This is a genomic window from Verrucosispora sp. WMMA2121 (genome assembly GCF_027460185.1).
Lineage (GTDB): Bacteria > Actinomycetota > Actinomycetes > Mycobacteriales > Micromonosporaceae > Micromonospora > Micromonospora palythoicola.
Genome location: NZ_JAPZBH010000004.1, coordinates 1 through 12,630 on the forward strand (window position 1 = coordinate 1; position 12,630 = coordinate 12,630).

At 72.8% G+C, this 12,630-nt stretch carries 12 protein-coding genes; 5 read left to right on the top strand and 7 right to left on the bottom strand.

From position 1 onward, the window contains the following. Positions 1-1,091, bottom strand: a 1,091-nt coding sequence (locus O7605_RS00605) for a trans-sulfuration enzyme family protein (RefSeq protein WP_269737407.1), incomplete at its 3' end; no start/stop codon positions are given. Between the two features lie 83 nt (positions 1,092-1,174). Between O7605_RS00605 and O7605_RS00610 the strand changes: the two genes are divergently transcribed. Together O7605_RS00610 and O7605_RS00615 are read left to right on the top strand one after the other, a co-directional pair. Next, positions 1,175-1,654, top strand: a complete 480-nt coding sequence (locus tag O7605_RS00610; RefSeq protein ID WP_164448331.1) for an Lrp/AsnC family transcriptional regulator — start codon at positions 1,175-1,177, stop codon at positions 1,652-1,654. 56 nt (positions 1,655-1,710) lie between these two features. Further along, positions 1,711-2,715: an LLM class flavin-dependent oxidoreductase gene (locus O7605_RS00615; protein WP_443083853.1), complete on the top strand. Its 1,005-nt coding sequence runs from the start codon at positions 1,711-1,713 to the stop codon at positions 2,713-2,715. 272 nt (positions 2,716-2,987) lie between these two features. Here the strand turns inward: O7605_RS00615 and O7605_RS00620 are convergent, their stop codons facing one another. Further along, the gene (locus O7605_RS00620; protein WP_269737409.1) at positions 2,988-5,267 is read right to left on the bottom strand and encodes a rhamnogalacturonan lyase family protein; all 2,280 of its coding nucleotides are present in this window, start codon (positions 5,265-5,267) and stop codon (positions 2,988-2,990) included. A gap of 244 nt (positions 5,268-5,511) precedes the next feature. On the opposite strand from O7605_RS00620, the gene O7605_RS00625 reads away from it, so the two are divergent. Beyond that, positions 5,512-6,960: a pyridoxal-dependent decarboxylase gene (locus tag O7605_RS00625; RefSeq protein ID WP_269737410.1), complete on the top strand. Its 1,449-nt coding sequence runs from the start codon at positions 5,512-5,514 to the stop codon at positions 6,958-6,960. Between the two features lie 55 nt (positions 6,961-7,015). Here O7605_RS00625 and O7605_RS00630 read toward each other — a convergent pair whose 3' ends face one another. From O7605_RS00630 to O7605_RS00650, 5 genes are all read right to left on the bottom strand, one after another. Then, a complete protein-coding gene (locus O7605_RS00630; RefSeq protein ID WP_269737411.1) occupies positions 7,016-7,969 on the bottom strand; it encodes a sulfite exporter TauE/SafE family protein in 954 nt (317 codons plus the stop codon). A gap of 142 nt (positions 7,970-8,111) precedes the next feature. Next, a complete protein-coding gene (locus O7605_RS00635; RefSeq protein WP_164448334.1) occupies positions 8,112-8,573 on the bottom strand; it encodes an RrF2 family transcriptional regulator in 462 nt (153 codons plus the stop codon). Between the two features lie 109 nt (positions 8,574-8,682). Beyond that, positions 8,683-9,564: an acyl-CoA thioesterase gene (locus tag O7605_RS00640; RefSeq protein WP_269737412.1), complete on the bottom strand. Its 882-nt coding sequence runs from the start codon at positions 9,562-9,564 to the stop codon at positions 8,683-8,685. Then, positions 9,561-11,009: a pyruvate kinase gene (gene pyk, locus O7605_RS00645; protein ID WP_269737413.1), complete on the bottom strand. Its 1,449-nt coding sequence runs from the start codon at positions 11,007-11,009 to the stop codon at positions 9,561-9,563. Before pyk ends, O7605_RS00640 begins: the two co-directional genes overlap by 4 nt. Positions 11,010-11,253: 244 nt before the next feature. Beyond that, entirely contained in the window at positions 11,254-11,619 is a 366-nt protein-coding gene (locus tag O7605_RS00650; protein WP_269737414.1) for a YciI family protein, read from the bottom strand. A gap of 221 nt (positions 11,620-11,840) precedes the next feature. Between O7605_RS00650 and O7605_RS00655 the strand changes: the two genes are divergently transcribed. Both O7605_RS00655 and O7605_RS00660 read left to right on the top strand, forming a co-directional pair. Further along, the gene (locus tag O7605_RS00655) at positions 11,841-12,161 is read left to right on the top strand and encodes a hypothetical protein (protein WP_269737415.1); all 321 of its coding nucleotides are present in this window, start codon (positions 11,841-11,843) and stop codon (positions 12,159-12,161) included. Next, a complete protein-coding gene (locus O7605_RS00660) occupies positions 12,158-12,619 on the top strand; it encodes a hypothetical protein (RefSeq protein ID WP_269737416.1) in 462 nt (153 codons plus the stop codon). Before O7605_RS00655 ends, O7605_RS00660 begins: the two co-directional genes overlap by 4 nt. The last annotated feature ends 11 nt before the right edge of the window (positions 12,620-12,630 follow it).

The window sequence follows — 12,630 nt, forward strand, 5'->3', positions numbered from 1 at the left end:
TCGGGCTTGGCATCCGTCTCGACGGGGCGGTGGGTGAGCGACGCCGGGTGCTGGATGAGCGTGTCGACGCCGCCGAGGGAGACGGCGTGGGTGATGAGCAGGCAGGCGTCGGCGACCGCCGCGGCGGCGGGTTCGCCGCCGCGTACCTCGAAGGCGAGGAGGCTGCCCGGGCCGGACATCTGCCGGCCGACGAGCCCGGCCGGGTCGTCGGTGCCGGGGTGGTGGACCCGCGTGACCGCCGGGTGCGCGGCGAGCCAGAGGGCGAGTTTCTCCGCGCCGGCCTGCTGGGCGCGGACCCGCAGCGGCAGCGTCTGCAGGCCACGGTGCAGCAGGTACGCGCCGAGGGGGTGCAGGATCGCACCGGTGAGGGCGCGGATCTGACGCAGCCGGGTGGCCCACTCGGTGTCACAGGCGATCACTCCGGCGAGGACGTCGCCGTGGCCGCCGATGCTCTTGGTGGCGCTGTGCAGCACCAGTCGGGCGCCGTGCCGGGTGGGCTGTTGCAGCACCGGAGTGGCGACGGTGTTGTCGATCAGCAGGGGCACCGGGCCGGCGGCGTCGGCGAGGGCGGCGATGTCGATCAGGTCGAGGGTCGGGTTGGCCGGTGTTTCGGCGATCACCAGGGCGGTGTCGGGGCGGATGGTGTCGGCGACGGTGTCCGGGCGGGCCCAGGTGACCTCGGTGCCGAGCAGGCCGGTGGCGAGGACGTGGTCGGTGCCGCCGTAGAGGGGGCGCACGGCGACCAGGTGCCGTCGGCCGTCGCGGGTGGCGGCGAGCAGGGCGGCGGTGAGTGCGGCCATGCCGCTGGCGTACGCGACGGCTTCGGTGGTGCCTTCGAGTTCGGCGAGGGCGGTTTCGAAGCGGGCGACGGTCGGGTTCCACAGCCGTTGGTAGACGGCGCTGGTGTCGGCGGGGAGGGTGCCGCCGGTGGCGAGGGTCTCGTAGGCGTCGCCGCCGGCGTGCACCGAGGGCAGCGGGTTGGTGGTGGACAGGTCGATCGGCGGCACGTGGACGCCGAGGGCGGCGAGGTCGTCGCGGCCGGCGTGCACGGCTCGGGTGTCCACGGTCGTCATGTCGAGAGGATCGAACATCCCGCCCATCGGGGGCAATAGTTCCGAATATTATTCGCCATAATCGCTTCCGGATCCGGTGGCGTTCGGTGGAGGATGGCGGCATGCCCCCCGTATCGAACGATGTTCGGCCGTTCGCGGCGCTCGACGACACCGACCGCGCCATTCTGTCCGAGCTGGCCGGCGACGGCCGGTTGCCGAACAATGCCCTGGCCGAACGGGTGGGGGTGGCGCCGTCGACCTGCCTGGCGCGTACCCGGGCGTTGCGGGAGTGCGGGGCGATCCGGGGGTTCCACGCCGAGGTGCATCCGGCCGCGCTGGGGTTGCCGTTGCAGGCGCTGGTGTCGGTGCGGCTGACCGAGCACGCGCGGGCGGCGGTGGACGCGTTCCGGGCCCGCTCGGTGCGGCTGCCGGGGGTGGTGTCGGTGTTCCACGTGGCCGGCGCGGAGGATTACGTGCTGCACGTGCGGGCGGCCTCGGCGGAGGCGCTGCGCGACTTCGTGCTGGACCATCTGGCGGTGGATCCGGCGGTGCAGCACACCCAGACCAGCCTGATCTTCGAGCAGGCCCGCGGGTCGGGTTGATCACGTAGCCGACCGGTTCGGGAACAGATCCGGCGTAGGCCGGGTTGGGCAGCCGTGTGATCGACGTTCCGTTGTCTGTCCTGGACCTCGCCCCCGTCGCCGCCGGTGCCTCCGCCGGTGAGGCGTTGCGGCACACGACCGAGCTGGCGCGACGCGCCGACGAGTTGGGCTACCACCGGTTCTGGGTGGCCGAGCACCACAACATGCCGGCCATCGCCTCGTCGGCGCCGGCGGTGCTGATCGCGCACCTGGCCGCGCACACCACCGACATCCGGCTCGGCTCCGGTGGGGTGATGCTGCCCAACCACGCGCCGCTCGTGGTCGCCGAGCAGTTCGGCACCCTGGAGGCGCTGCATCCCGGCCGGATCGACCTGGGCATCGGCCGGGCGCCCGGCACCGACCAGGTGACCGCGTTGGCGCTGCGCCGGACCATGGAGGGCCTTTCGGCCGAGGGTTTTCCCCGGGAGCTGAACGATCTGATGGGCTACTTCGACGACACGGCGTCGGGGCGGATCACCGCGACTCCGGGGCGTGGGCAGCGGCCGGCGGTGTGGTTGTTGGGGTCCAGTGGGTTCAGCGCGCAGCTGGCCGGCGCGCTGGGCCTGCCGTTCTCCTTCGCGCACCACTTCAGCGCGCAGAACACGTTGCCCGCGTTGGCGCTGTACCGGCAGAGTTTCCGCCCGTCGCGGTGGCTGGAGCGGCCGTACGCGATGGTGGCGGTGAACGCGGTGTGCGCGGAGTCCGACGAGCGGGCCGAGTGGCTGGCCGGGCCGGCCGGGCTGTCGTTCCTGCGGTTGCGGTCGGGGCGACCGGAGCCCCTGGCGAGCCCGGACGAGGCGGCGGCGTACCCGTACACCGAGTTCGAGCGGGAGTTCCTGGCGCAGCGCCGGCAGGGTCAGGCGAGCGGTTCCCCGCAGACGGTCCGCCGGCAGTTGGGCGAGCTGCTGGAAAGCATCGGCGCGGACGAGCTGATGCTGACCACGATGGTGTACGACGTCGCCGACCGGGTGCGTTCGTTCGAGCTGATCGCGACCGAGGTTGCCGGCGGTCTGCGTCGCTGAGGCGGCGGCCGACGGTCGGCGGGCCCGGTGGCCGGGGCGGCGAGGTGGCCCAGGTCACAGCGTTCCCGGGGTTGTGAAACACGATCTTCACGGCAGCGTCACTCTCGCGACGCGGAGCCCGCCTAACGTTGTATCCGGTGGTGGTACGGCACTCCCCGGTCGGGACGGGTCGGGGGTGCCGCGGTGTGGGGCACCGGGCCGCAGTTGTGCGGATTCCGCGATTGCGGCCCGGTGCCTTCTCCCTTTCTTCTACCGCTTGTGCACCCCGGCGGTCAACGCAGGTAGATGTCGGGCGCGGGTGGCGTGCTCATGCCGTCGCCGAGGAAGAAGCTCGGGTGCGGGGGCTGGTTGTAGGCGGTGTTCTGCCAGGCGATGGCGACCCGGTACTGCAGGTCGTGCATCAGGGTGTGGAGCCGGAGGCTGGTCGGCGTCGGGGTGCTGTAGATGCGCAGGGCCCGACTGTCGGTGGTGCGCCACACCACCTCCTCCCGCCAGTCACCGAACAGGTCGGCCGAGAGCGCGGGAGTGGCCTTGGTGCCGTTGTTTGACGCGACGCCACTGCCGGTGAGCAGGCGGGTGTCGCCGCCGGTGCCGTACTTGTCGATGCGGGTGGCGTCGAGCAGTTCGCGGACCGGGTCGCCGTCCCACCAGACGAGGAAGTTCGTCGAGGACGGCTTGCGGCCGATGTTCTGGCCCCGGGTGTTGGCCAGGCCGCTCACCGCGGACGACCAGGATTCGGCACCGGGGCTGCCGGCCCAGATGTCGCCCGAGACGCCCCGGCCGTTGTCGCCGCCGGTGGGGGTGGACCAGAGGATCTGGCCGGTGCGGGCGTCGGCGAACCAGGAGCTGGGCTTGCTGCCGTCCTCGCTCACCTTGAAGTACTCCAGACCCGGGCGGGACGGGTCGAGGTCGCCGACGTGTCCGGCGTCGCCGTGGCCGTGGCCGGTGGACCACAGCAGCCGGCCGTTGTCGTCGATGGTGGCCGCACCGTAGACGATCTCCTGCCGGCCGTCGCCGTCGACGTCGGCGACGGAGAGGCTGTGGTTGCCCTGCCCGGCGGCGGCGCCGTTGCCGGCGGCGTTGGAGTCGAAGGTCCACCGTCTGGTGAGGGTGCCGTTGCGGAAGTCCCAGGCGGCGATGACCGCGCGGGTGTAGTAGCCACGGGCCATGATCAGCGACGGGCGTTGTCCGTCGAGGTAGGCGGTGCCGGCGAGGAACCGGTCGACCCGGTTGCCGTAGTTGTCGCCCCAGGAGGAGACGGTGCCGCGCGGCGGGTCGTAGTTGACGGTGGACAGGGCGGCACCGGTGCCGCCGTCGAACATGGTCAGGTACTCGGGGCCGGCGAGGACGTAGCCGGCGGAGTTGCGGTGGTCGGCGTTGGCGTTGCCGATCACCTGGCCGGTGCCGGAACGGGTGCCGTCGGCGGTCTTCATGGCCACCTCGGCACGGCCGTCACCGTCGTAGTCGTACACCTGGAACTGGGTGTAGTGGGCACCGGCCCGAATGTTGCGGCCCAGGTCGATGCGCCACAGCCGGTAGCCGGGCAGGGTGTACGCGTCGAGGTAGACGTTGCCGGTGTAGCCGGACTGCGAGTTGTCCTTGGCGTTGGACGGCTCCCACTTGACCACGAAGTCGTAGTCGCCGTCACCGTCGAGGTCGCCGACGCTGACGTCGTTCGCGGAGTAGGTGTACGCCTCGCCGCTGGGTGTGGTGCCGCCGGGCGGGACCTGCAACGGCACGTCGAGGTAGCCGGCGGGGAACTGCAGGGCGTGCACGGACTGGGTCTGTTCGACGCCGTCCACCAGGGCCCGCAAGATGTAGTTCGCTCCGGCCGGCGCGCCACTGTCCAGGTAGTTGGTCGCGCCGGTGATCGGGCTGGCGTTCACCCTGGTCGTGCCCCGGTAGAGGTTGAACGCGACGCCGCTGGTCTCGGTGCCCAGCAGCCGCCAGGAGACCAGGTTGGCCGACCCGGAGCGGACGCTGACCAGCCCCCGTTCCAGGTTCTCCGCCTGCATCGCCCCGGGCGGTGGGGTGGGCGGTGGGGTGGTCGGCGATGGAGTCGTCGTCGGCGCCACGGTGGGTGACGGGCGCGGCGGGCTGGGCGTTGGGGTGGTCGGCGTGGGGGTCGGTGCGGTGGCGCCGGTGCAGGTGGTGCCGTTCAGCGCGAAGCTGGTGGGGGCCGGGTTGCTGCCGGTCCACGAGCCGTTGAAACCGAAGTTGACGCTGCCGTCGGTGGCGATGGCGGCGTTGTAGTCGACGTTGCGGGCGCTGACCTGAGCGCCGGACTGGGTTGCGGTGGTGTTCCAGGCCTGGGTGACCTGTTGTCCGGCGGCCCAGGTCCAGGTCAGGGTCCAGCCGTCGACCGGGTCGCCGAGGTTGGTGACGGTGACGTCGGCGCCGAAGCCGCCGGTCCACTGGTTGGTGACGCGGTAGTCGACGCGGCATCCGGCGGCGGCGGCCGAGGCGGTCAGGGTGGTCAGCACGCCGGCGGCGGCGACCGCGGTGGCGGTGGCCGCGGCGAGCAGGGCCGCCCGGGGGGCGGTGCGAGGCATGGTTCCTCCGATGGAGGTCGGGACGCGCGACGTCCGGCGCTCCGTCGGCCGTGCCCGGGGCCGACGGGTGTTCGTCCACCGGCCGTGCCCGGGCCGGCGGCCGGGCCGCGCTAGCGGAAAGGGTCCATCTGATCGATGGTCATGAGTGCGTTCCCGCGCATCTGTGATGCTAGGGCAAGCGTTTTCTGCGCACAATCGATCCACCGCCTTGCTCTACCGCCGCTCCTTTTGATCCACTCGCCGGGTGGCTGCACACATGACGCCGGAGGAGTTCCGCCAGGCCGGGTACGCGGTGGTCGACTGGATCGCCGACTACTGGGCGACCCTGCCCCAGCGCCCGGTGACCTCCCAGGACCCGCCCGGCACGGTGGCCGCCGGGCTGCCGGCCGGACCACCGGTGCGGGGTGAGCCGGTCGAGGCGGTCCTCGCCGACCTGGACAAGCTGGTCGCACCCGGGCTCACCCACTGGCAGCACCCGGGCTTCTTCGGGTACTTCCCGGCCAACACCTCGGGCCCCAGCGTGCTCGGTGACCTGGTCAGTGCCGGGCTCGGCGTGCAGGGCATGCTCTGGGCCACCGGTCCGGCGTGCACCGAACTGGAGACGGTGCTGCTCGACTGGCTGGCCGACCTGCTGGACCTGCCGGCCCGGTTCCGCTCCGCCGGTCGCGGTGGCGGCGTCATCCAGGACTCCGCCTCCTCGGCCACCCTGGTGGCCACCCTGGTCGCGCTGCACCGGGCGGCCGGTGGCCGGTGGCGGCAGGCCGGCGTCGACCGTCGCTACCGGGTCTACGCCTCGACCGAGGCGCACTCGTCGGTGGAGAAGGCCGCCCGGATCGCGGGGCTGGGCGCCGACGGGGTACGCCTGATCGAGGTGGATCCGGCGACCCGGGCGATGTCGCCGGCGGCGCTGCGCGCCGCGATCGAGGCGGACCGGGCGGCCGGGGCGGTGCCCGCCCTGGTGGTGGCGACCGTCGGCACCACCTCCACCACGGCGGTGGACCCGCTGCCCGAGATCGGCCCGATCTGCGCCGAGCACGGTGTCTTCCTGCACGTCGACGCCGCGTACGCGGGCGCGGCGGCGGTCTGCCCGGAGTTGCGGTTCGGCCACGCGGGCCTGGAGTACGCCGACTCGTACTGTTTCGACCCGCACAAGTGGCTGCTCACCGGCTTCGACTGCGACGCGTTCTGGGTGGCCGACGCGGGCGAGCTGGTGGAGGCGTTGACCGTGCTGCCGGAGTACCTGCGCAACGCGGCCACCGAGTCCGGCGCGGTGATCGACTACCGGGACTGGCAGGTGCCGCTCGGTCGGCGGTTCCGGGCCTTGAAGCTGTGGTTCGTGCTGCGCTGGTACGGCGTCGAGGGTCTGCGCGAGCACATCCGTGGCGGCGTCGCGCTGGCCGCCGGGTTCGCCGACCGGGTCCGCGCCGACGAGCGGTTCGAACTGGTCGCCGACCATCCGTACGCGCTGGTCTGTTTCCGGCTGCGCGGCCCGGACGGGCCGAACGAACGGCTGCTGGCGGCGGTGAACGCCACCGGCCGGATCTACCTCACCCACACCCGCGTCGCCGGCCGACACACCCTACGCCTGGCCGTCGGCGCCCCCCAGACCACCCAGTCCCACGTAGACGAGGCCTGGCACCTCATCTCCCACACCGCGACAACCCTCTCCCCTCCCTTACCTCGTCGATCATGAGGTTGTTGTCCCCGCGCCCGGCGTGTCGGGACGACAACCTCATGGTCAACAGGGATCAGGGCCGGCGGTCGTGCCCGGCGCCGACCGGCTCGGCGGGGGCGGGGGTCTGTGCGGGGGTGTCGGTGGTGAGGGCCGCGGCGAGGGACCGCTCGCGGCGGGTCCGCCGCAGCACCCGGACCGCGAGCGTCAGGGCGGTGATCCATCCGGCGGCCAACACCAGGTAGACGATCACCGGCAGGGAACCGTCCACATCACCGGCGCGCATCAGGACCCGGGCGTTGGTCAGCACGATCACGCCACCGACGGCCGCGCCGAGCAGTTGGGCCGGCACGATGCGGACCAGCCAGGCCGCGACCGGCGCGGCGATCAGGCCACCGGCGAGCAGCGCGAGCACGATCGGCAGCAGGAAGCCCTCGGTGCCCAGACCGATCAGGAAGCCGAGGCTGGCGGCGGCGGCCACGACGAACTCGGAGGTGTCCACCGAGCCGATCACCTTGCGCGGCTCCAGCCGACCGCTGACCAGCAGCGCCGGGGTGGCCACCGGACCCCATCCACCACCGCCGGTGGCGTCGACGAAGCCGGCGACGAGGCCGAGCGGGCCGAGGAAACGCCCGCGTAGCCGTCCGGCGGCCGGGTTGCGGCGCAGCGGCCGGGAGAACCGGATGAGCAGGTACGCCCCGAGCGTGAACAGGATCGCGGCCATCCATGGTGCGGCCGACTCGGTGGACAGGGCGCTGAGGAAGGTGGCGCCGGCGAAGGCACCGAGCGCGCCGGGCACCGCGATGCGGCGCACCACCCGCCAGTCGACGTTGCCGAACCGCCAGTGCGCGGTGCCCGCGGCGAGCGTGGTGCCGATCTCGGCCAGGTGCACCGAGGCGGACGCCGCCGCCGGTGCGACGCCGACCAGCAGCAACAGCGTCGAGGAGGTCAGCCCGTACGCCATGCCGAGGGAACCGTCGACGAGTTGCGCGGCGAGCCCCACCAACGCGATGACGAGCAGCTTGCGCACGACGCCTCCCGGCTAAATTGGTATCTCCTATCGGCTTGGTCGACAATGCGGCATGCCGGGGCCTTCGGTCAACCCCGCGATCAGTCAGTGAGACGACAACGTCGCCCGACGCGTGGCGTCAGGGGTGCGCCGGTGCGTCCGGTCAGGTCCAGGCGGCGGGATCGGCGACCAGCTTGGTGACCGGCTCGGGCAGGGTGCCCCGCGCCACGTCGGCGACGGTGACCAGTTCGAGGATCTGCCGCTCGCTGGCCCGCAACGCGATCCAGACCTCCTGCAACGCCCGCGCCGCACCCTGGTAGCCGAGGTGCTCGGGGCGTTGACCCCGGATGTGGGCGAGCGGTCCGTCGATCACCCGGATCACCTCGGCGAGGCTGATCTCCTCGGCCGGCCGGGCCAGCCAGTAGCCGCCCTCCGGGCCGCGCTGGGCCTGCACCACGCCGGCCCGACGCAGTTGCAGCAGGATGCTCTCCAGGAACTTCGGCGGGATCTGCTGGGCCCGCGCGATCTGGTCGGCGGTGACCGGTCGCCCCCGGCCAGCCCCGGTCACCGAGGCCAGTTCGGCGACCGCTCGAAGGGCGTAGTCCACCCGGGCTGAGAGACGCATGTCGGACAGGTTAACGGTCGGGTATCCGGGCGCTGCCCGGCGGCCCGACACCGGACCTGACGCATCGCCCGGTCACGCCGGACGCCCACCGGTCGGCGGGACGGGTCGGCTAGCCGCCGACCCGGCGCAGCAGTCCCTCCTGGACGGCGCTGGCGATCTGGCTGCCGGCCACGGTGAACATGCGGCCGGTGGCCAGCCCGCGCGCCCCGGAGGCCGACGGGCTCCAGCAGTCGTAGAGGAACCATTCGTCGGCCCGGAACGGGCGGTGGAACCACAGGGCGTGGTCCAGGCTCGCCCCCACCACCCCGCCCGGTCCCCACACCTCGCCGTGCACCGAGAGCACCGAGTCGAGCAGGGTCAGGTCGGAGGCGTAGGTCAGGGCGCAGGCGTGCAGCAGCGGGTCGTCGGGCAGCTTGCCGTCGATGCGCATCCACACCCGCTGGTGCGGGTCGGCCGGCCGGTCGCCGGGACGTACCCAACCGGGCTCACCGACGTAACGCACGTCGATCGGTCGGGGAATCTGCCCCCAGATGCCCAGCCGCTCCGGGTACCGGGACAGCCGGTCGGTCATGGTCGGCACCGACTCGGGCCCGGGCACGTCCGGCGGCAGGGGGGCGTGGTGGTCCAGCCCCTCCTCCGGCCGCTGGAACGAGGCGGACATGAAGAAGATGGGCTTGCCGTGCTGGAGCGCGACCGAGCGGCGCACCGAGAAGGAGCGGCCGTCACGGATGTTCTCCACCTCGTACTCGATCGGCTCGACCGGGTCGCCGGCGCGTACGAAGTAGCCGTGCAGGGAGTGGACCACCCGTTCGGGATCGACGGTGCGGCCGGCGGCGACCAGGGCCTGGCCGGCGACCTGGCCGCCGTACACCCGCTGCGGGCCGACCGGCGGGCTCATCCCCCGGAACGACATCGCGCCGGTGGGCGCGAGGTCCAGGACCTCCAGCAGCTGGTCGACGGCGGCCTGGCCGACGAGCGAGCTGACGGTCACTGCAAAGCCCGCGCCGTGGCGGCGTCGACGAGCGAACCGAGCTGGTGCACCCGCAGGGTGTTCGTCGAGCCGGGGCTGCCGGGCGGGCTGCCGGCCACGATCACCACGTAGTCGCCGGGGTTGCCCCGGTTCAGCCCGAGCAGCGCCTGGTCGACCTGGCGGAACATGTCGTCGGTGTGCTGCACGAACGGCATCAGGAAGGTCTCCACCCCCCAGGAGAGGGCGAGCTGCGCCCGGACCTCGGGCACCGGGGTGAAGGCCAGCAGCGGCAGGTCGCAGTGCAGCCGGCTGAGCCGGCGCACGGTGTCACCGGTCTGGGAGAACGCGACAAGCGCCTTGGCGCCGATGGCCCGGGCGATCGAGGAGGCGGCCACGGTGAGCGCGCCGCCGTGCGTACGCGGGTCGTGCTGCAGGCGGGGCACCAGGATCGAGCCGGCCTCGGTGGTGGTGACGATCTTGGACATGGTGCTGACCGTGAGCACCGGGTACTTGCCGACGCTGGTCTCACCGGAGAGCATCACCGCGTCGGCCCCGTCGAGCACCGCGTTCGCCACGTCGGAGGCCTCGGCGCGGGTCGGCCGGGAATTCTCGATCATGGAGTCGAGCATCTGGGTGGCCACGATGACCGGCTTGGCGTTCTCCCGGCACAACTGCACCGCGCGCTTCTGCACCAACGGCACCTCGTCGAGCGGCAGTTCCACGCCGAGATCACCACGGGCCACCATCACCCCGTCGAAGGCCAGCACGATCGCTTCGAGGTGGTCGACCGCCTCCGGCTTCTCGACCTTGGCCAGCACCGGGCGGTGCACACCGACCTCGCTCATGATCGCGTGGCACAGCTTGATGTCGTCGGCGGAGCGGACGAACGACAGGGCGACCAGGTCCACCCCGAGGCCGAGCGCGAAGCGCAGGTCGGCGGCGTCCTTCTCCGACAGGGCGGGCACGCTGACCGCCACGTTCGGCAGCGAGACACCCTTGTTGTTGCTGACCGGACCACCCTCGGTGACCAGCACCCGGATGTCGTTGCCGGTGACGTCGGTGACCTCGACGGCCACCCGGCCGTCGTCGATCAGCAGCCGGTCACCGGGCTTCACCTCCTGCGGCAGCTTGCGGTAGGTGCAGGAGACCCGCTCCTTGCTGCCCACGACGTCGTCACCGGTGATCACCACGGAGTCGCCGGTGCGCCACTCGTGCGGACCCTCGGCGAACCGGCCGAGTCGGATCTTGGGCCCCTGGAGGTCGGCCAGGATCGCCACCGGCTGGCCCGCGGCCTCGGCCGCCTCCCGGACGAGCCGGTAGACCGACTCGTGGTCGGCGTGGCTACCGTGACTGAAGTTGAGCCTCGCCACGTTCATGCCAGCTTCGACGAGCCCGCGGATGCGCTCGGGCGACGAGGTGGCGGGGCCAAGAGTGCAGACGATCTTCGCGCGGCGTGTCACGCCCATCAGGCTAGTCTCTCCTCCGGGTCGGACCACCGGCCGACCCCTTGCGCAATGTGGAACAGTTGTCCAACGGCGCGCGGCCCAGTGGCGCGGCCGGCGAGCGTGGGCCGCTCCGGACGTCGACGGCGGGCAACGGCGACCGCGCGCCGGAATGGTACGCCCCTGGCGCCAGGCCGCGTGGGGGCGCTCCGGGTCGACAACTGTACGCGCACCGTCGACAACCCGCCGTGACCGCGGCTGGTGCGCCTCAGCTTTCCGTCTTGACCAGCGGAAACTCCAGCGAGCCGGCCGGGCAGAGGAAGGTCATCACGTCCACCCGGTAGAGGCCGGCCTGCACCGCCGGATCGGCTTCCATCACGCTGCGGACGTCGTCGACCGACCCGGTCCGGGCCAGACCGAACCCGAGCGGTGGGTCCGGATCCCGGGCCTGACCGTCCACCGCCCCGGCGACCAGGATGATCCCCCGCCGCTGCATCGCCTGCATGTGACTGGCGTGCTCGGCCTGCAACCGCTGGACCGTCTCGGGCGGCAACGCCCGCCCGGCGGCGCCGGGATACAGCACGATGCATTCGTAGGTGTCGAGCGCGAAGTCGACCTGGGGCTCCCCTGACATGGCTTCCCTTCCGCACGGCCCGCCGACGCCAGGCGGTGCACGCGGCGGTACCGTCCAGCCTCCCACGGACGGTCCGGCCGTACCGGCGCTCCGCCGATCCCGCGCCCCGGCGACCCGCGCCGGGCCGATCACCGGGTCCGCCCGCGCGCCGGGTGACCGGCGGGCGGGCGGTCGCTACCGTGTGCTCGTCGTCAGGGCGACGACGGTGGGAGGGTGCGGCGGTGCGGGATGATGAGCCGGCGGCGGAGCCGCTGCCGTACGCGGAGGTCACCGACGCCGGGTACGGCAGCCGGGTCGCGGAGACGTTCTCGGTGCGCCGGTACGGTCCGGCGGTGCTGCTCACCGGCGACTGCCCCCGGTGCCAGCACCCGATCAGCTGCCCGATCGTCGACGAGGTGTACCGGCGGGAGGCACCGCCGGCAGCGGTCGACCCCGGCTACCGGACGCTGCTGTGCAGTTGCGCCGCCGACCACCCGGCCCGCCCCGACGGGCTGGCCGGCTGCGGCGCGTACTGGACGGTGACCCTGGAGGTCGAGGCGTGATCCGACTGCGGCCCGGTCCCCCGGCGACCCGTACAGACCTGCGCCGGGCGCAGGAACTGGCTGCGTTGCTGCGCGGCGAACTGGACCGGGTCCGGGCCGCCGCGCTGGCCTGGCGCAACGGGCTGGGCGGCCTGCTCGTCGCGCTCGTCGGGTTCAGCCTGATCCGGGGTCGCTCCGACGTCGGCACCCTCGCACCGGGCTGGGGCGTCCTGGTCGGCATACTGCTGCTGGCCGCCATCGGGGCCGGGGTCGCCGGGGCGCTGGCGCTGCTGCGGGCCGCGCACGGGCCGCTGTCGGTGACGCCGGTCGCCGAACTGCTCCCGGCTCCGCTCGGCGAGCACCGCGAGGCCCTCGCCGCGGCCCGGGCCCTGCGCCTCGGGGTGCTGCTGGTACTGGCCTGCACCGCTCTGCTGGTCGCCGCCGTGGGCGTCACCTGGTACGCGCCCGGCCAGCCCTGACCCGAGCCGGC